Below are 19,684 nucleotides of genomic sequence, written 5' to 3' on the forward strand. Positions count from 1 at the left end.
TTTAGTAAAGAAAATAAATAATAATATAAATAATACAATATATTTAATTGTCTAAATCAATATAACATATTATATAAATAATTTTAAAAAATTAGGTATATCTCATAAGAGCAATTGTGGTGAGTCTTAGTGTTGTAAATCAGGTATTTACAAGTTTTTTAATTCGATTTTGAGGTTTTAAATTGACAAAAGTCAAAAAATAGAAATTTTTAAATACAAAAAAAGTGGTTTTGAAATATGAAAAATGGACTAATCTAATTTGAGTAGGAGGGATTGGTTAAGATCAATTCAACTAAGCTTTTTATAAGCCGAAGATTTGGTGGACAAATGTGCTGGATAATGGATTAGCTGGAGAGGTCTTGAAAAATGAATAATTCAAGCTGATTTAACTGCTCAAAAGACCAAAAAACCCTTAAAAATACCCAATATAGGGTATGTTTTCGGATGGTTAGACTAGGTATTTTTGGTGTTGTACATCTTGGTCAAATATGAAATTCTTTTACTTATCCTCAGCCCCAAACAAGGAGGGCTTTTTTGAAATTCATGAGAAAGAGTGTGAGTTTATCCCAGACTCTCTGGATCGGGATTATCTGGGGCCTTTCAACAATGGAATGGAAGCACTTCGAACATCCGTTATAAGGAATCCCAAATCTACGCTCTGCACTCATTGCTGTGCAAATATTACAGCGCCGATCATCTTTTCCCGAAAGACAAAAGAGCATTCTGCCGAATAAAGACTTCAGAATGAAAAGCTTTGCGATTTTGTAAAAGGATTTATTGGATTTTTCTAGCTAGGAATTTCAAAACTTTTAATTTCGCACTCCACATCGGGGTGTGGCGCAGTCCGGTTAGCGTACACGTCTGGGGGGCGTGTGGTCGCAGGTTCAAATCCTGTCACCCCGACAAAATAGGATTTTAAACAAAATTAAAACTCTGTAAATCGCTGATCTGCAGAGTTTTTTGTTTTTAGAGGAATTCAAAAACATCAAAAGAATGCATATTTCTGTGAGTGATTCCGTGAGTCGGAGAACTAAAAATTAATGCAGTTCTTGATTGCCTATGGATTTGTGTATAGAACTATGATATAGGTCTCTATCACCTCGAAATCATTAAAAGAAATCTTTGAGCATTTCTGGCTCAAAAGTATTAAATGCAGAAAGCAAGGGGTCCTTTGACCCAAGTGGTTTCAGCTTTACCTAGCTAATGGCGGTCTTTTAGTTTTTGATAAGCTTTTGGCTTAATTGAAAAGTTCCTGTAGAAAACTGAATCACATACATCCCTGGAGCAAGTTCCATAGTCTTTGGCGTCCAATCTAATTCATGGACTCCAGCAGCATAATCTTGTAAAGGAAATTCTCCAACTACTTGACCCAGGAGGTTAATAATTTGGATTTTTGCTAGGGCAGGGCCGGGCAAATAGAATTTGATTTTGGTTTGGTCAGTAAATGGATTCGGAGCAGGGTTAAATAGCTTGGGTATTTGAGGCAGGTATCCAATATCACTTTCTATTTTTCCACTGATGAAAATGGTGAATGGTCGTTTTGGGCTGCTGGACTCTGTTCGAGCATTGGCACTAACGATCCCTGTCTCATAAGGAGATTCGAAAATCACAGCCTGTGGTGGGTTTAAAGGATCAAAAGTACCGTTCTTCCTTGCATTGGGGACTTGAGGCGCTTCAAAGGTAAAAGAATACGCACTTTGGTCCCTCATATTGATCGCTCTTTGAGATATGTGATCCATCAATAAAACGGTAATGCTTGGATCGAGATTTTCCGGCAAAGTCCAATCCATCAAATAACTTCCTCTAACAGGCTTTCCACCTTTGGAAGCGGCCAAGTGTAATGGGATTACTTTTTCATTTTCATCTAAGGGTGCCTGATGGTTGATTACCAGTGGGGTTTTGGTCTGAGTTGATCCGTAGGTGTAAAGCAAAAGCCAATTTTCAGCTAATGATTCAAGCTGGTAGGCATCTTTTGGATCCATGCCTGGTTTTCCATCTCCTCCGAAGCTGATATAGGTTTCAGCAGATAAACTTTCTCCTGATAATCTCAAGTGAAAATGAGGAGATACCTCCTGTAATTCTCTTCCAAAGAAGGATTTTGAATTTAATGTTTTAGCTCCATTTCCTGAAAGCTGTAGGCTTGGGCTGGAGGCATTACTTCTTACCCAAAACCCTTGAAAAGGAGCAATTCTTCCATTTCCCAGTGACCCTATCGTTCCATTCCAAGTCAGGAAACTGGAGCTTGCGGGATCCCAGACGTAGATACTTTGATCTATATTGGTTTTGATCCAACCCGAGGTTGCATCCCAGTCTAGATAACTTGCAGTAGGGTTTGCAATCAGGTTAAATCCTTGATCGGCCTGGTTCACTTCTATAACTGATTCAGTCTGGGTTTGAAGATTTGAAGGTCTCGGGGTAAAGGTGATTCCGAAGTCAAAATTACCGGATGCAAGGTTGACCTCTGTGCCAAGCGTGGCCATTGTAATAGGCAATAAATCTGTATAGTTGCCTAAGGAGGGAGATGGTTTGGCAGCTCCATTAAAAATATAAAAATAGTGCCCTCTACCTGCAGGAGCGGTAGCCCCTAAGCTGGAAGGCTGTCTCCATCCTTGAAGACTGGTTCCTTTATCAGTTTCATCCCACCACAATAGGTTAGGCTGAAGGGTAGGATTGGTCGATCCCGCAAATCCTTGGGTTTCAAATCCGCTGGTCAAAGTAGCGTATGTCGTTGTAATTGGAGAACCAATCATTCTCCATCCTTTTTCACCGGTAAATAGTTGTTTTACCTCGATTCGGGGATTGGAGGTGCTTCTGTTGACGTAAATCGCATTGGGTTGAAGAATAAGTTTGCTGGAGGCCCCGGCAGTGTTCACAGATCCAGAGGAAAGAATTTCCATGGTCATTCCGGAATTTAAAGTCATCGAGAATGGATTGGAAAGTACCACCGGAGCGGAGACTGGAGTGATATTTCCGGATATGGATAGGGTATTGTTTATGGTTTTGGTACCCGAGCCCGTGAAGCTGATGTTTGCAAAGGAACCTCCGTTGATGGTAGAGGCAGCGCTACTTTTGAATTCTACTGTACTGGTAGTTCCCGGGTTAAAGGTTCCGTTATTGGTCCAGTTTCCAGCAACCTCCAAAAGATGGGCTCCTGAAATGGTCAAAGTAGCACCGGAGTTTATGGTTAAATTTTGGGCTTTTCCTCCAGCCAAACCAATGGATGGGGAAAATGGTGTCGCAGCAGGAATCACCACATTGGTTGTAAGAGCTGGAATACCTCCGCACCAATTGCTGGCAGTGTTCCAATCGGTGCTCGTAACCCCAAACCAGGTTCCGGCGGTACATAATCCTGTAGCAACGGTCAATATACCTGTCCCAGAAGTTCCAAAATAGGTATTAAGCTTGTATTGCGCAGAAGAGGCGGTACTTCCGTAGGTTCCCGAAGGTTGTACAGTCGCTCCTAAGGTTACCGTATTGCTGTTATGGTTAGCATTAAGGAGTCTGGCTACAGCTGTCCCCGAGATGGAGAGTTCTTCAACTACCGTCAAAGATCCTCCAAAAGTTTTGTCCCCACTTCCGGCTAATTCGAGATTTTTAAAGGTCAAAGCAGGAATGGTCTGGTCTCCTGATGCTGTGAATCTGAATCTTGAAGTGGAGGCATTTTTTGTCCCTGCACCTGTCAGGGTCAAATTACCCGTTGCGATTGTTATTGCCCCATCTGTTTCTGGAGCAAAATTCGTTACACCTGAATTATTGCTTACCGCTAAGCCATTATAGGTGCCATAGACTACTTTTTGTCCGCCAGTGTTTGAAGAATATGTCACTCCAAAGGTCCAGTTTTTTCCACCGGGCAGGGGAGAGGCACTGGTATTGGAAGAAGTCAATAAACCTGTTCCTGATGGGGTCAAATTCCCTGAAAGCGCATTACCTCCCATGGCTAGTGTTAATCCACTAGGAATAGACAAGGTTCCACTCATGGCGATCGAAGTACCGGCTGTAAGAGTTGCAGAAGCAGAAAGGCTTAGGGAAATATTTCTTAGCCCTAAGCCAGAAACTTCCGAAGCAGAGGTTTTACTGGCACCTAAATAGGTAATGTCATAAGGGTTGGACCCTTGAATCGAGCCATAAAAAACACCTGCTGTAACGTCAATGGAAGAGTTTGCCAAAACAGTCAAATTGCTTTGTGAATAAAAATCTCCGCTCAATAAAGTCAGCTTATTAGCTAGGGTTGATGGAGCATCCATTAGTAATTCCAGGCCGGCAGATTTATTTATTTCAAGATTGAAAAAGTTATTGATTCCCGATCCTGTTATGGCTTGGTCATCCGAGTTTGATGCAAAAATAACTTTACCATTTCCAGGAATAAATGTTCCGTCATTATTCCAGTTTTCCTCCAAGGTTAGATTTCTTCCAGAGGACATGGTAAGTGTGGCCCCGCTTTCAATATCGAGACTGAAAATGCTGACGTTTCCTGCGCTGATCAAAGGCTGATTGGGGGCTGCGCTACTGATAGTTACAGCTGAAGTAGAATTAGGTACTCCTCCACACCAGTTGGTGGCAGTATTCCAGGCTGTGGAGATATAGCCCAGCCATAGTCCGGCCGAACATGTGCTAGTGCTGACAGTGAGTTGCCCGGTACCTGTAGTGCCAAAATACTGAGTAACCTTGTAGGTGGCTGAGGAAGCAGAGGAACCAAAGGATCCATTAGGTTGGCCTATGGAGCCGAGAGATAGATTTGCAGCGGTATGGTTGACATTCAGTAATTTGGCGACAGCAGCACCGGTTATGGATAAAGTTCCGGTTATGCTGCTTACTCCTGAAAACACCTTATCTCCAGACCCTTGGAGAACGAGGTCCGAGTAGGTTATTGCTGGTAAGGTTTGAATTCCAGAGTCAGAAAAGACCACCTTGGATCCCGTGGCAGTTATTGACCCCGAGGTAGTGAAATTACCTGAAGCGATTTCAATTTCTCCTCCGGCACTGAGAGGGTCTAATGTAGTTGTCCCTGAAGTATTAAGTGTTTTTAAGGTATTGTAAGTGCCAAAAACAACCCTTTGCCCACCGGAAGTGGAGGTGTAATTTACCTCAAAGGACCAATTGACCCCTCGAGGCAGGGGAGGATTTGCAGTACTTGCTGTTTTCAATAAGCCTGTTCCAGTAGTGGACAAGGAGCCATTGCTTAGGACGAAAGTGGCAAGGTTTAATGACCTACCACTCGGAATATTCAAGGACCCTGTGTGAGTGATTGCTGTACTGGCTGTCAGCTCATTGGCAGAGATCAAATTCAGGGTGATGTTTCTCAATCCGACTCCGGAAATTTCAGCACCAGTAGTTTTACCATTGCCTTCATAGGTCACATCATAGGGGTTGGTTCCTTGGATGGCACCTGTAAATGTGGTGGTAGCACCTGTGGTACCTCCCCGGATCACCTGGGAATTAGCTCCCATAGTTAATCGGGTAGAAGCGATGAAAGTGCCCGATGTAAGCGAGAGCGTATTGCTTATGGTAAGATTTGAATTGAGTGTGAACTGCTCAGCCGAAAGTTTTTCCAGATTTAAACGGTAGACCGTTGTGCTGGACGTTCCGCCAAAGGATTGGTTTCCGCTTCCCTTTACAGTGATTCTTCCAAGGTTAGGAATAAAGGTCCCGTTATTGACCCAGTTACCATGCATATCCAAGTTGAATGCTCCGGAAAATGCCAAGCTTGCCCCGGTCTGAATGGTTAAATTTCTAGTGATACCGCCTGTACTTCCAATAATGGGCTGATTGGGAGCCGTACCCAAAATAACCACATCAGTTGTCGATGTAGGGATTCCACTACACCAATTGGCAGCATTATTCCAATTGGTATCCGCATATCCAAGCCAAATTCCGGGTGTACAGTTACTTCCCAAGACGGTTAATACTCCCAAATCAACTGTTCCAAAAGATGAAGAAAGTCTGAAAGAGGCTGATGAAGCTGTACTTCCGAAGGTTCCTGAAGGTTGTCCGGCAATTCCAAGAACAAGAAAATTTGCTGTAGAATTGACACTTCCTAGTCTTAAAATTGCGCTCCCTCCAATGGTAAGGATATTGGAGACCGTGGTTGTTCCTGAGAAAGATTTGTTTCCGCTACCTTCTAAAATAAGATTGTTGAAGGTGATGGCAGGTACAGTTTGGTTGCCTGTACCATTAAATCTTACGGTGGAATTAGTGGAGATATAGCTGCCTGAGGCAGTAAAATTTCCTGAAGCTATTTCTATCTCTCCTCCATCAGACACGGGCGCAAGGGTATTTGTTCCCGAGGTATTGGAGACCGACAGTCCATTATAGACTCCATAGACGATTTTTTGTCCTCCAGAAACCGCAGAATAAGTGACCGGAAATGACCAGGTTTTTCCGCTTGGGAGCGGGTTTGCTGACGTGTTTTGGGTGGTTAAAAGACCTGTTCCCGAGGTGGTCATGGAAGCATTGCTTAAAGCAAAAGTGCTCATTGCTAGCGTGTTTTCACTTGGGATGGTTAAAACTCCGCTAGGTGCAATAGAGGATGAGGCAGTCAGAGTTTGAGAGGAATTCAAGCCCAGGGTAAGGTTTCTTAGACCTGCTCCGGTTGTTTCAGCACCCGTTGTTTTACTTTGCCCTGAATACACCAAATCATAGCTATTACCTCCTTGCAATGTTCCGGTAAAAGAGGTTGGGGAAGCCACTGTTCCGCCTCTTGAGATAATAGTTTCACTCAGCGGGCTTAGTTGCGTGCCTGCATTTAGGGTACCCCAAATAAGATTTAATGAATTGCTAAATTGGGTAGGAGAGGAGAGGGTTAAGTTTGCGCCCCCATTCACTTCCAAAATATAGAATTGACTTGAGCTTGATCCTGAAATATTGGATGTGCCGGCATTGAATTTAAATGTGGAAGATTCAGCTTCGAAGGTTCCTGAATTGGAGAAATTAGCTCCCAGGGTATGAGTGTAAGTTCCCCCTTCAAAAGTGGCTCCGTTGGAAATGGTGAAATTGTTGCCTACAGTTAGGTTTCCGGATGCGGATTTAATTCCTGTTCCAGAAAAGGTCACCTGATAAAAATTACTAGCTCCAATCAATCCGTCCTCGCTTCCCGAAAAGACTACATTGGAGGTACCGGGAACGAAAGTCCCCAAATTGGTCCAGTTTCCGGAAACATTCAAGGTGAAGGTGCCGGAAATGGTGAGACTTGCCCCAGCTTCTATGTTGATGTTTTTGGCATTGGCGCCATTGGCACCGATGATTGGCTGATTGGGTGCTGTTGCCGGGATCAGAACATCGGTATTAATACCTGGAATCCCTCCGCACCAGTTGGTAGGATCAAACCAATTCGAGGAGGTAGTACCCAACCATTCTCCATCAATACAAATGGAGGTCACATCGATAACTCCTGTACCAGTTGTTCCGAAAAACTGGCTCAACTGATTGGTAGCAGCAGAGGCCGTACTGCCATAAGAACCTGTCGATTGAATTACATTATTGAGTAGTAAAGTTCCGACTGTCCGGTTGGTATTACCCAACTTAGCCACTGCAGCTCCTCCAATTGAAAAAGTACCATTGATTATAGTTCCATTGGAAAGAGTTTTGTCCCCGGCACCTCCAAGGGTGATGTTATTAAATGTGATTCCAGGGATATTCTGGGCAGTAGAAGCGTTAAAAACAACCGTAGAACCTGTCAAGGTGTAGGTTTGAGTGCCGGTAAGTGTAAGGGCTCCGGAAGAGATTGAGATCAAACCTTCACTGGTTTGTGCAAAAGTAACCGTGCCAGAAGTTCCAGCTAAGTCCAAATTGGCATAGGTTCCGAACACTACTTTCTGAGATCCAGTAGGGTTTCCATAGCGAACAAGAAAACTCCAATTAACTCCGCCGGGGATAGGATTAATGCTGGTATTGTTTGTGATCAAGGTACCCGTTCCCGAGGTGGTCATTCCAGCCCTAGACAATGGAAAAGTTCCCATCACTAATGTATTTCCTGAAGGAATGGTCAAAAGTCTAGATAGACTCAAATTACTTGCTGCAGTCAAAACCGAACTGGCGTTCATGGCCAGTGTTACATCCCTAAGTCCAGCTCCAGAGATTTCTGAGGATGTAGATTTGGAACCACCTTCGAAAATTACGTCATACGCGTTACTACCCTGAATGGTGCCGTTCATTCCTGTGGAGGTGCCAGTTCCTCTTCGGGTAATCCTCGATCCAGCCCCCATGGTTAAATTAGTCCCTGCAGCAAAAGAGCCCGCGTCCAAAACTAATTGGTTGCTTAATGTAAGCGGGCCTGAAGCTGTCAATCCTGCCGAATTATCCAGGGTTAAGTTATAAAACGAATTTCCGGATGCAGCTATGGTTTGCGTAGCAACCCCATTAAAAAGAATGTTGCTTGTTCCAGGTGTAAAGCTCGTGCTGGATGAAGTCCAGTTACCAGTTAAGGAATGGGAAAAGCTTCCCGCAGAAAAATTATTAGTAATAGAAATGTTGCCCGTACAGTTAAGGCTTCCCGTTGCAGTTTTTACGCCGGTTCCGCTAAAAGTCAGGTTGTTAAAATTACTGGCGCCGATATTTCCTGAATTGGCTCCATTGAAATTAATCGTAGACCCTGTGGCAATAAAGGTTCCGGGCTTGGACCAATTTCCTCCAACAGTGTGCATAAATGCACCGGCAGTAAAGTTCCCTGTGATTGATACGTTTCCGGCAATGCTTAGTGACCCTATAGCTGTTTTTGTCCCGGTTCCAGAAAAAGTAATGTTTTCAAAATTGGATGCTCCGATTGAAGCAGCCGTGATTCCGTTGAAATCAATTGTAGAGCCAGCTGCCGAAAAGGTACCAGAATTTGTCCAGTTTCCTCCCACTTGATAAGTGAAGGCGCCGGGAATAAAAGTGGTACCAGAACCAATGGATACATTTCCACCAATTGAGAATCCATTCACTCCTTGGGCAATTGCTGAACCCAGAATTGAGAAATTCCCGCAAATAGAGGATATTCCCGATTGAAATGTTTTGGTACCTGAGCCATTCAGGATTAATTCTCCATAGTTTTGCCCAGCTATGGTTTGGTCTAAAGCTCCGTCATATTCAACAATACTCGTACAGGGAATGGAATAGGTCCCATAGTTTGCAGGAAAGTTATTTGCCCCGCCTACAGTTAGTCGAAGACCTCCTCCTAAACTAAAGGTACCCCCGGTACTCCCTCTTGAAAGGGTAAAAGTGTCAAGGTCTAGGTTTCCTTGAGATACCAATAAATCACCGCTAAGGGTTACATTTCTGTTGAAGGTGACCGTGTTGTTTCCTCCAACTCCTGTGTTTTCAATCCGAATAGTTGAAGCTGTGGCGGGGAAATTTGGACTGGAAGACTGATCTCCACTACCGTTAAAAATATAGGTCGCAGTAGGATTGAAGGTCCGGGTGCCCGTGGAGCGAACATGTCCCGTGGCTCCGGTGGTGGCCAGCCCATCTGAAGCCCGAATCCCTAGAATAGCTCCCGCATTTATGGTAAAGGATCCGCCACCTCCAAATGTGGTGCTCGGAGAATTTGTTTGTACAAATGAATTCGCTGAAATACCCCAGTTAATGGTATTAGACACAGTACCGCCAGAAGTGAATATTTGCTGAGGTCCTCCTCCATTTAAATTGATGGTCCCTGATCCGGTACTAGTCTCTGTAATAATTCCAGCTGTCTGTGTGAAATTTCCTGCCACATTCAAAGTACCGATTCCCGAGCTAATGGTCATATTCAAAGTGCCACCAGATTGGGTAAAGTTTCCTGCAACTGTCAAAGTTCTGGAGGTGGTTGAATTCACAACTGTATAGTTGCCGTTTATAAGGTTGAAGTTTCCATCGATTATGTAACTTGACGTTTGCCTAAATTCACCCAAACCTCCATTTTGGACAGTTAGATCCCCGGTAATCCTTACGGGACCGAAATTTCCATTTACTGTGTTTTCTGAATTATTTAAAATTACAGTTCCAAAAGTTTGCCCCAAACCGGTCGGCATGGTATTGGTCACGCCAGTTATTTCCATGATAGAATTTTGGCTCCAGACTGAAGTTGGAACTGTTCCTGCATTTCTATTATGGATATAATGGCTCCCTGCATTAAAATTGAAAATTGCTGGTGCTCTTCTTTGAAAAGTTCCAGAGGCTGCAACATTACCATTGTCAATTCCCACCTCAACAATCCCATTTATGGTAGCATTCGAGGCAACCGTACTGGAGGATCTAAGAGTTAATGTTCTTGGCAGTGTTCCATCCCTGCCTAATATGATGAGTTTTGAGCCACTATTTACCAAAATGGCATCTGAAGCATCAGCCGAAACTGTTATTATTCTGTTTCCTGTAGTTTGTGGCTTTAGGGTGATTGTGGAATTATTGGTGATTTGGATCTTACCGATGGTTTGGGAAGGAACATCTAATATTGTCAGGCTCGTCCCAGTATCAAATACAAGAATGTCGGTTGTAAGTATGGAGGATCTAGTCGGGCTCCAGTTTGTTGAGGTTCCCCAAATACCATTGTTGGGACCAATCCATCGATAGGTAGCTTGTGAATACCCGGAAAATGAAGAAAGCAATAGTAAGCATAGAATCATGCAGCGCATGATTTTCCAAAAAATCCGAACTTTAATTTGGCTGGGATTCAGGTCCAAGCCTAAGTTATTGGATGTCAATCGTTAACAGGTCGTTTCAATTTAACTTATAGGGGGTAATTCTAATGGAGTGTGATTTTGGCTGGTGGGTGTTCCCTCCATATTCAAGGACTTTTTTCTCAAATAGAATGACTTAATTAGGGGAAATTTTACACGAAGGAAATTAAAATTTCTCAATCCACAAATAGGCTTAAAAGCAAGACCAAAAACATTTTTTTTAAGCCTTTTTTATTTTTTAAATACCTCAAAAAACTCGAAATAATTGGGATTATTTTCATTGAAATCAACAAGCTTTTTTGGCTTTTGTTTAAATCAGTTGATAATAGCTATTGCTGGTTATTTGGGGACTCATTTTGATGAATTTTTTTCTAAATGGATTTAGATTATTGGCATTTGAACCTAAAAGGATGGTATAAATCCCTTCGCCCCAGACAATTCCTACAACCACGCAAAAAGGGCTGCCTAATTGATAGGCAGCCCCATTTGTTTTCTTGGTGGATTATTTCAATTCTTCAATTCGGAATGGTCTTTTAGAGAAAATTCGGATGGAAATAGAAAGCCAATTTTTAAAAGCTTACTCCACTTTTTCCTTGAATCTTACCTCCACTTTTCGATCCGTGTCAACTGAGCCCTTGCTTTTTCCCCTGATAATTAATCCTCCGACATTGGAGTTGATTCTGGTGGGATTGATTCCAAGAGAGGTCAAATAGTCCCGAACAGCATTTACCCTCTTCTCAGAAATCCGGAGGTTGTAGGCAATGCTGCCAGTGTTGTCCGCGAATCCTCTCAAATCGACTTTCAATTCAGGGAAGGAATTCAGCATATTTTTTACCTGAATCAGTTTTTCCTTTTCGGCATCGGTAAGGCTGGTTTGATTTATTCCAAAATAAACTTCAATCTCACTTAAAAGGGAATAGGTGAGGGAATCGACTTTTTTCTCAATATAAACAGTGTCTGTTTTTACCTCCACTTTCGGTGTTGCGACCAATCGCTGGAGGCTATCAATCAGAATAGAGTCTGCTTGGATTTGGTCAATCCAGATCGAATCTCTTTTGGCCAGCTCCTCTTCTAAGCTCCGATCCTTTGAACTTGGGGTGATGGTCGCAGTTGTGGTTGCCGCACCTGCCGCTAATCTTTGCTGCTCAAGTCGCTTATTTCTTTCCTCAAAGATTTCTTGCTTCTGCCTTTCAAGTTCTAATTTTCTTTGCTCCTTCAGCTCCTCGCCTTCGGTTTTGGCAGTCAAGGCTTCACGTCTCAAATTTTGGGAGTCGGTGACTTGCTGACTGGATAATTTGGAGGCAAATACTCTCATCATGGCAGAATCTCTTACGGCTTGAGCTTGGAGCATTTCTGATTTAAACTGATCCATTTTTGCCTCAAAATCCGCTCTACTCATCATGTCTTCGGAAGGAGTTGGGCTGGTAGATTTTTTGGATTTCAGGACTGTCTCCTGATCTTGAGTTTTAGTAGGGAAATCCGTCTTTCTTACTTCCGTTTTGACATTCAAAACAGAGTCCATAGTGCTAAGGGAAGCTTTGTCATCTTGTAAAAGGATTTGCGCCTCTCCAGAGCTTAAATAAAGGATTTTACTGACTTGACCGGGATAAATCAGGAGTTGATTTACCATTCCAGCAGTGTCCACAGGAGTTTTAAAACGATCTTTGGAAACTGTGCCAAGAGAATCCTGTTTGGCCTTCAATTCAGAGTCTAGGAAATTTAAGCTTGTGATTTTTCCCATGGAATAAGAGCGCTCGTTTTCGAGTTCAAGCACTCTACTTTGCTTGACAGAATCCGAGAGTGTGGAGTCTTTCGCTATCATCTCCATCCGATTTTCCAGCTGATCCATTTCCTCAGTAGTTTCCAAAAGTTCCATGCGAATTTCTTCTCTTTGAGAAGAAATAGAATCTTTGAAAAATTCATGTGCAGCCAAACCTGAGGAGTCTATTCGGATGGTTCCTCCTGCATTCATTTTTTGCCACCCTGGCAATTGGATTACAGTAAAATAATTGACAGTGCTTTCTGGTAGGGTTTTGGGAGCTACCTTTTCCACAGAGTCCACTGGCTCCATTTGTTTTTTGATCAAGGCTTGGGGCACGTAGGTGAATTGTCTTTGGATGACAGGAGGAGTAAAGCTTTTCTTATTTGCTCCAAAGCTGAACTTGATACCCATTCCATGATAAATGTACCAATCCGACCGACCATCCGGATTACCTCGGTAGGGTTGGTCCGCAGAAGATGTATTGGTTCCCGGACGTGCAGCATACCGTTGAAAATCGTTTTCGTAGGTAGTACGGTATGGGCCGGAGACATCATCCAAATAATCTGTAGCAGCTCTTTTGAAATCTGACTGGGCAAAGATTTCTATACCCTTGCTCAGTCTGATTCTAAAACCAAGTCCCAAATTGGCATAAAAGGAAGTTTTAGAATATCCACCCGGAAGCTCTGTTTCAAGCCCACGGAGTTTGGTTTCAAAAGTTCCGTCAGGAATCAAAGATGAATTGGTGTAATCGTAGCGGGATCCATTTGCATTCAAAAGGTCTCCAAATACCTCAAAGGATTGAAAGCCTGCACCTAACGTGATATAGGGCGCCAAAAAGGACTTTCCGGATAGTAGCCAATTGTTATCGGGCTTAAATACAAAGGATAGTCCTGCATCGAAAAGGTTGGTTTGGAAATTGAGAGCCCGATCAAAGTTTTCACCATCCAAGTATAAGGAGCCGTCATTTTTCACCAATCGATCTCCTGATCCAAATTGATAGCTTCCCGCGGTCAACATTAAGCCTACTGAATTTCCTAAGGCATATTCCATAGAGGCTTGGTAAGACAGACGATCGGTGTAGTGCTCATAGCTGTCGTAGAGCTTGGTGAAGTCTTTGAAATTCCTGATTCCGATGGGTCTAATGTCCCCGTAATAATTGGTAGTTCCGGCGCTCAGTCCAAATCTCCATTTGTACCCATATTGTTGGGAAACAGCGGGGGAAAGGGTGCCCAAAAAGGCGAGAAGAATAAGTAGCTTTTTCATTTCCTTACCTTTTGTTTCCAAATCCCACCCAAATTCTAAATTCTGCGCTTAAGCCAACAAATGGTTGGAATTCACGGATCTTGCTGCCGTTCAATTTTTCAGTGGTAAGAAAAGTACCGCCTGCATTCAGTCTGAGAAATCTGAAAAAGTTATACCCCAAACCAACAAATACAGGCCGGTCAAAGGCTACTCCGCTGATCCGCTCACCAAGGGAGTTTTCCATATCCCTGGATAAAAATATCCCACTGCTGATGGACATGTTACTCATAAATTTGGCAAAAGTCCTGTTTCCCAATGGGAAGGAAAAGCCCACATAAGGACTATAGACAAATTCCTGATTTTGTAAATCCTTGGAAAGTGAAATGGCTCCGTAGCCAATATTTAATGGAATAGAGTTAGCCTTTTTGTCAGTGGGGTAATTCATGAATTTCTTTTCATCTACCTTTGCCAAAAGATTAAAGCTGAGGTACTGGTCCACTTCTGAAAGCATGATAGTTTCCAGCTCTTCTAAATATTTGCTGGCATAAGCCGCACGTGCCTCATCATTTTTTCCCAAGCCAAAAATATTGAATCGGGCATTTCCCAATTTTAGCTTTTTACGCTGCTCTAATTTTTTTCTTGTCAAATCCGAAAAGCCTGGAAAAGAAGCTCCTGTAGGCAGCTCAAAATAATATATTCCTGATTTTACTATTTCATTAGCATTGTTGATGATTTGATCATTGGAATCTTCAAATACAATTCCTCCTTTTTTAACTGAAGTAATGGTATTCAGGTAGGTCAATAAATTGGTTTTGACCAGCTTTCTAAGCTCTTCTACTTCAGCCTGTCCGGCTGTTTGATAAAAGCTGAATTCTATTTGATAATCTTCATTGGATCGGAGAGGATCCTCCACCAAAATATGAAAAGAGAGCTCCTGATATCCGAATGGAGGTTTCCAAAAGTATGTTTTTTTGCTTTTGTCCGATTTTTTGGAAGGGAAGAGTTCCACTTTGACGAGTTTGATTTCACTTGGTATAGCTCCCTGAATGTAAAATTTCTCTTCTGAAGGAAGTGGCATTCCACCATTGATTCGATTTTGAATCAAGTCAAGGTTTACTGTAGTCATGGCTTCCTGAGCTCTGGAAGTGGAGAGAATGACGCAGAATAATAAGCAGATAAGTAAAGTTTTTTTCATATTTCGAAGGTGGTGATTGTTGTTTTATATGAAATAAATCGGTGATGGTTTGAATAGGTTATTCTATAATAAACTGTAATTTTTTTAGGGTTAATTTATTTCCAATATTCTGTAAAAAACTTATACTGAACACTTGAAAAATAATTAAATAATATATTGTATATGGTTGAATAATAGAGGCTTTTTGAAAGTGATTTAATTAAAAATCTATTTTTTAATTTAACCTTTTTGAAGGTGTTGTTATAGATCGATAAATATTATTGATTTAAAAGAGTTCATTTAGGGTGTGTTTGAAATTACGAAAAAAAAGCGGGAATACCAATTTTTAAAATACTAATTCTGAAGTTGTATGATGATTATTCATCCCATTTATTCTTAACTAAGTTAGACCGTTCTGTTCCTAATAATCCAATCCTATAGGCTATAAGGATCGAATTGACTTCGATAGGTAAAAGTTCGAATTTCCATTTTCCAACCACTAGTGAGGTAGCAAAGAATTTCGACTCTTTTTGAAAAAAAAACATCAGATTTTTTTCAAAGCTTATGCAACCTCGGTCCTAGAATCTCAATCCTCTTGAAAAGCAACTAAAACATGGTTATAGATGGGTATTGCTCAAAATAAAAGTTAACTGTAAGGGTGTTTGAATAGGCGAAAGAGCTCGGTATTCACCGGGCTTTTTTTAAGAGTTCGCCTCTGCTTTTTCCTTTCTACTCCAAGTCAATAGTACTACTGTCAATAAAATCAACAGCGTCCCAAACCAATCCATAGCCAAAAATGAAACCCCCAACCAAATCACCGCAGTGATGGCCGCAGACAATGGCTCCACGCTAGTCAATAAGCTAGCGTGGGTGGCACCGATGATGGTCACAGATTTGAGAAAAAAGTAGAATGCCAAAACCGTCCCGAAAATGATGATGTAAGCGAAGGCAGTCCAGGTACCCATATCCCAAATTCCGGAGATCTCCCAAGGTTGGGTAATCATGGAAAACCCGACGCCTCCGATCAACATGCCCCAGCCGACGACTACGGAAGGAGAAAAGGTCCTGAGTAATCCCACGGGTTGGATGGTGTAAAAAGCTAAAGCAATGGCTGAAAGGATACCCCAAAACACTGCCTTTTCGGAGATGACCAATTCCTCAAAGGAGCCATGGGTGACCAGAAGAAAGGTGCCAGTCAATGCTAAAACTAGTGCCCCATACTCTGCCAATACCGGCCATTTTCGGTTTTTGATGGCATAAAACCCCACAACAAAGACAGGCCCGATGTACTGAAGAATGGTGGCCGTGGCGGCATTGGAAAGTGAAATACTGTAAAAGTAGGTGTATTGAACCGCGACCATTCCCACTATGCCGAAGAGTACAATACGAAGAATGTCATAAGGTTTTCTCCATACATGGAAAGCTGCTTTTCTTTCTTGAGTCATGGAGAAAACTACCAAAATGAATCCGGCGAAGATCATCCTCCAAGTCACCAGCCAAGAAGGGTCCATGGCTTTTTTCTCAAATAGAAACTGGGCACAGGTACCTGAAATTCCCCAAAAAATGGCAGAAGTTAGAGCCATGATGACTCCCGGCAAAGCCTGTGGACGCATAGGTTGAGACATAGAAGGAAGAGTTCTTGCGAAGATATTCAGGCTTTTGTTTACTTGGTTCTACAGGTTTTCCAAAACTAGGAATAATTTAGCAAGGCATATTCCTTACTTATTGAAACCCATTCCAATGACTCTCATTTTCAGAAAAGCCACTCCAAACGATGTAACCGAACTCTGGGCCTTGATCGAACCCATAATCAGGCAGGGGGGAACCTATGTTTTTTCTCCGGATAGTTCTAGAGAAAAAATGATGAGTTATTGGCTTCAGGACGACAAGCACACCTATGTCGCAGAATGGGAAGGGGAAATTGTGGGTACGCTCTACCTCAAAGCCAATCAGCCGGACCTAGGGGACCATATCTGCAATGCGGGCTTTATGGTATCTAGCCAATATGGAGGAAAAGGATTTGGGAAAGCTATGGGGAAGTTTGCTTTGGTCGAGGCCAAAAATCTGGGTTTCCAAGCAATGCAATTCAACTTTGTGGTGGAAAGCAATGTGCATGCCGTGAGACTTTGGAGGAACCTTGGATTTCAGGAAATCGGGAAAATTCCGGAAGCATACCGACATCCTGAACTAGGTTTGGTGTCTGCTTTGATTCTTTACAGAAAGCTTTGAATGAATTCTTTTGGGAAGGTGTGTAGCGTTTTGGCGCCAGCTTCGTCCTTATTGCAAAGGATCTTCAAAATGACCTGGTTTTACCGCATTGCCTTACTTATTCTTTTTGTCTCCTGTTCGGTGGAGGAGCCTGATGCAGATTTTGCCTTGTCAAATTTCTATGAGGTGAACTTTGGAAATGTCCGGTTTCAGGCGGATCCCCGTTTGTATCAAAAATTAAACTTTGAACGGACTTCCCAACCGGTATGCCGAACCCCTGTTTCAATAAAGGGAATAAAGCGTTCGGGAGATATCTTGACTTTGAAAGTGAAAAGGTCGCAAAATTGTACGGGTAAATACAGCTTGGTTTGGGATGGCTCAGTCCAAGAATCAAACCCTGAGCGTGTTCAGCTTTATTTGTATCCGGAGCTGGAAAACTGCTCCCAAACGGGAGAATTGGTGGAGGATGTTTTGGTAGTGGATTTGAAAAAAGCCTTCCAAACTATGGCTCCGCAGATGGTAGAACGGATGTATCTCTACGTTCGGGAATACTGCAATTATGTGGATTACCTGTGTGAGGGAGATTGTGAGTTAAATAAAAATTAAATCGATATAGCCGATTTCTGAATTGAACTGGTCGGATCAAGAGTTGATTGACGGATGTAAACGTCGGTCAAAAAAACATGAGGAAGTGTTTTTTAAACGCTACTATGGCTATGTCATGGGAATTAGTCTCTCCTATGTCAAAAATCAGGATTTGGCCTACGAAATCACCAATGATTCTTTTCTGAAGTGTTTTGATTCCTTTCAAAAAATGGAGGAAAACCTCCAAGTCAAACCTTGGCTGAGAAGAATTACCGTCAACACGGCCATTGATTATTACCGAAAAAATAAAAGATTCCAAAATCACCTGGAAGCAGACGGGGAGTTGCCTGTCTTCGACGAGGTATATGCTCCGGACCAAATGGCTTATGAGGATCTGCTGAAGATCCTCCGTCAGTTGCCCGAAGATCTACAGCTGGTCTTCAATCTCTATGAGGTAGAAGGATATAGTCACCGGGAAGTAGCTCATCGCCTGAATATCACCGAGAGCTCTTCCAGAGTTTACCTGACCCGAGCCAAATCAAAGCTTCGTCAGTTGATCCACATTCACTTGAAAGAATATGCAGGAAGATAATCTAGATAAATGGTTGGCATCCTCGCTTCGCAAAGCTCAGGAGGAAAGCCCTGTTCCCTACAAAGAGGGCGCTTGGGAATCCTTTGAAAAGAAAAGGTATGCCTCTAAGCCCACAGCTTGGACCTATTGGATCAGCGGAATAGCGGCTTCGCTGGTGCTTTTGATTGGATATAGTTTGATCCGGTTTACGCCCACTGGACAGGAGGGTAGCGTACCTGCTTTGACCTCCACAGAACTGCTAAGCGAAGAAAAGGCCCCTTCCTCCCAGGAAAGAGATGCAAATTCATTTGAAGCCAAGGACTTTAATGCCCAGTCCTCGGAACCTTTGGGTCAAGAGAAGCCGTCTTTTTCAGGCTCCGGAATTCCTGCTCAAAGTTCTCCAAGTTCCCGAAAAACCACAGCTCGGAAAAGCAACTTAACTCCAGCTTTGGCAGCTGGCGATTCGGAAGCCTCCCGATCAAACTCCAGTACCTCCAAATCCAATTTAGCGGTAATTTCCACCGAAAATGAGAAGTCAAAAGTGGAGCTGCAAAATCCTCCGTCCTCAGCTAATAACACGGCAACTGATGCCGAAAATCAAGCCAAGTTGGAAGCACTGAAAAAACAAATTGCGGATCTGACGGGAGTTCAGGAAGAAAAGGTTGAATCCAACCAAAGCAATATGGCGATGACTCTGGGCCTAAACCCAGGCTTTGGGACAGGAACTCAGAATAATCAAAATGTAACAGGATCTTCCATAGGCTTGGGAGTACAGATGAACTTGGCTTTGAGTGAGAAAGTCAGCGTAGGATCTGGAATGGGGCTGAATTATTTCTCTCAGACCAGTAAAGGTCCGGGCATGGTGGCCTTTGCCAATGCTGCCTATCCGACTAATGAAAGGACAGAAATTGACCAGGTTCAAGTGGACCTTCCGCTATATATCACTTATCCCTTGACCCGAAATAAAGGGATATCTATCCAGGCAGGTTTCTCCAATATCTTAGCCTTCAACCAGACCGCACAACAGGAAACCATGTATGTTCGACAAGTGACCGTACAGGATGCCTCTACCAGCCTCAGTTCTGTATCCTTTAGAAATGAAAATGTAACAGGTTTGTCGAGCTTGGATGCTCCGAATGCCAGATTCCTGCCTTTTGCCACGGCCAATTTGGGCGTGAATTTCCGGCTCTTGGAATCCAAAAAAACATCTTATCTCCTGATGCCGTTCTACAACTATCCTTTGCAAGACATCAGTGGCACAGGAAATAATATCGGCTTCTTTGGAGCCTCCTTGAAAGTAAACTTCGGCACTTTGCCCAAAAAATAAATCTGAACTCTAGACCAACGATCCACCCGGGAGAAATCTCGGGTGGTTTTTTTGTGTCCTTTAGACCCTCTTCTTTTTCAAAATCTTGGATATCTTTCTTAAATATTGGATTATATAATTATCCTCAATTGCACCTCAATCCAAAATTCCTTTGGTTGGCCTGTCGGAGGACCGAAATCCGAAGCTG

Annotated in this window: 9 protein-coding genes and 1 tRNA gene; 6 read left to right on the plus strand and 4 right to left on the minus strand. The window is 42.7% G+C overall.

The window, feature by feature from the left end:
- The first annotated feature begins 488 nt into the window (after window positions 1-488).
- Both G458_RS0112660 and G458_RS0112665 read left to right on the plus strand, forming a co-directional pair.
- Window positions 489-734, plus strand: a complete 246-nt coding sequence (locus G458_RS0112660; RefSeq protein WP_026952228.1) for a hypothetical protein — start codon at window positions 489-491, stop codon at window positions 732-734.
- Window positions 735-828: 94 nt separating this feature from the next.
- Window positions 829-903, plus strand: a tRNA-Pro gene (locus tag G458_RS0112665).
- Window positions 904-1,214: 311 nt separating this feature from the next.
- Here G458_RS0112665 and G458_RS0112670 read toward each other — a convergent pair.
- The 4 genes from G458_RS0112670 to G458_RS0112705 all read right to left on the minus strand — a co-directional run bounded on the left by G458_RS0112670 (window position 1,215) and on the right by G458_RS0112705 (window position 16,431).
- Window positions 1,215-10,574, minus strand: coding sequence for a T9SS type A sorting domain-containing protein (locus G458_RS0112670; RefSeq protein WP_026952229.1), 9,360 nt, complete (start codon window positions 10,572-10,574; stop codon window positions 1,215-1,217).
- Between the two features lie 631 nt (window positions 10,575-11,205).
- A complete protein-coding gene (locus tag G458_RS21460; protein WP_026952230.1) occupies window positions 11,206-13,653 on the minus strand; it encodes an OmpA family protein in 2,448 nt (815 codons plus the stop codon).
- A gap of 4 nt (window positions 13,654-13,657) precedes the next feature.
- Window positions 13,658-14,827, minus strand: coding sequence for a hypothetical protein (locus tag G458_RS0112695; RefSeq protein WP_026952231.1), 1,170 nt, complete (start codon window positions 14,825-14,827; stop codon window positions 13,658-13,660).
- Between the two features lie 680 nt (window positions 14,828-15,507).
- A complete protein-coding gene (locus tag G458_RS0112705) occupies window positions 15,508-16,431 on the minus strand; it encodes a DMT family transporter (protein ID WP_051287262.1) in 924 nt (307 codons plus the stop codon).
- 115 nt (window positions 16,432-16,546) lie between these two features.
- On the opposite strand from G458_RS0112705, the gene G458_RS0112710 reads away from it, so the two are divergent.
- From G458_RS0112710 to G458_RS0112725, 4 genes are all read left to right on the plus strand, one after another.
- A complete protein-coding gene (locus G458_RS0112710) occupies window positions 16,547-17,035 on the plus strand; it encodes a GNAT family N-acetyltransferase (RefSeq protein WP_026952233.1) in 489 nt (162 codons plus the stop codon).
- 69 nt (window positions 17,036-17,104) lie between these two features.
- Window positions 17,105-17,620 carry a hypothetical protein gene (locus G458_RS0112715; protein WP_026952234.1) on the plus strand — a complete coding sequence of 172 codons (516 nt, stop codon included), beginning with the start codon at window positions 17,105-17,107 and terminating at the stop codon, window positions 17,618-17,620.
- An 85-nt stretch (window positions 17,621-17,705) separates the two neighbouring features.
- Window positions 17,706-18,191 carry an RNA polymerase sigma factor gene (locus G458_RS0112720; protein WP_051287264.1) on the plus strand — a complete coding sequence of 162 codons (486 nt, stop codon included), beginning with the start codon at window positions 17,706-17,708 and terminating at the stop codon, window positions 18,189-18,191.
- Window positions 18,178-19,497, plus strand: a complete 1,320-nt coding sequence (locus G458_RS0112725; protein ID WP_026952236.1) for a hypothetical protein — start codon at window positions 18,178-18,180, stop codon at window positions 19,495-19,497. The genes G458_RS0112720 and G458_RS0112725 overlap by 14 nt, the downstream gene beginning before the upstream one ends.
- The last annotated feature ends 187 nt before the right edge of the window (window positions 19,498-19,684 follow it).

This window comes from Algoriphagus mannitolivorans DSM 15301, assembly GCF_000429425.1.
In the GTDB taxonomy this organism is placed as follows: Bacteria; Bacteroidota; Bacteroidia; order Cytophagales; family Cyclobacteriaceae; genus Algoriphagus; species Algoriphagus mannitolivorans.

What these genes read in the sequence shown, in the direction of transcription:
- G458_RS0112660 (WP_026952228.1), top strand. Translation starts at nt 489, where the DNA reads ATGAAATTCTTTTACTTATCCTCAGCCCCAAACAAGGAGGGCTTTTTT.
- G458_RS0112670 (WP_026952229.1), bottom strand. Translation starts at nt 10,574, where the DNA reads ATGATTCTATGCTTACTATTGCTTTCTTCATTTTCCGGGTATTCACAA.
- G458_RS21460 (WP_026952230.1), bottom strand. Translation starts at nt 13,653, where the DNA reads ATGAAAAAGCTACTTATTCTTCTCGCCTTTTTGGGCACCCTTTCCCCC.
- G458_RS0112695 (WP_026952231.1), bottom strand. Translation starts at nt 14,827, where the DNA reads ATGAAAAAAACTTTACTTATCTGCTTATTATTCTGCGTCATTCTCTCC.
- G458_RS0112705 (WP_051287262.1), bottom strand. Translation starts at nt 16,431, where the DNA reads ATGTCTCAACCTATGCGTCCACAGGCTTTGCCGGGAGTCATCATGGCT.
- G458_RS0112710 (WP_026952233.1), top strand. Translation starts at nt 16,547, where the DNA reads ATGACTCTCATTTTCAGAAAAGCCACTCCAAACGATGTAACCGAACTC.
- G458_RS0112715 (WP_026952234.1), top strand. Translation starts at nt 17,105, where the DNA reads ATGACCTGGTTTTACCGCATTGCCTTACTTATTCTTTTTGTCTCCTGT.
- G458_RS0112725 (WP_026952236.1), top strand. Translation starts at nt 18,178, where the DNA reads ATGCAGGAAGATAATCTAGATAAATGGTTGGCATCCTCGCTTCGCAAA.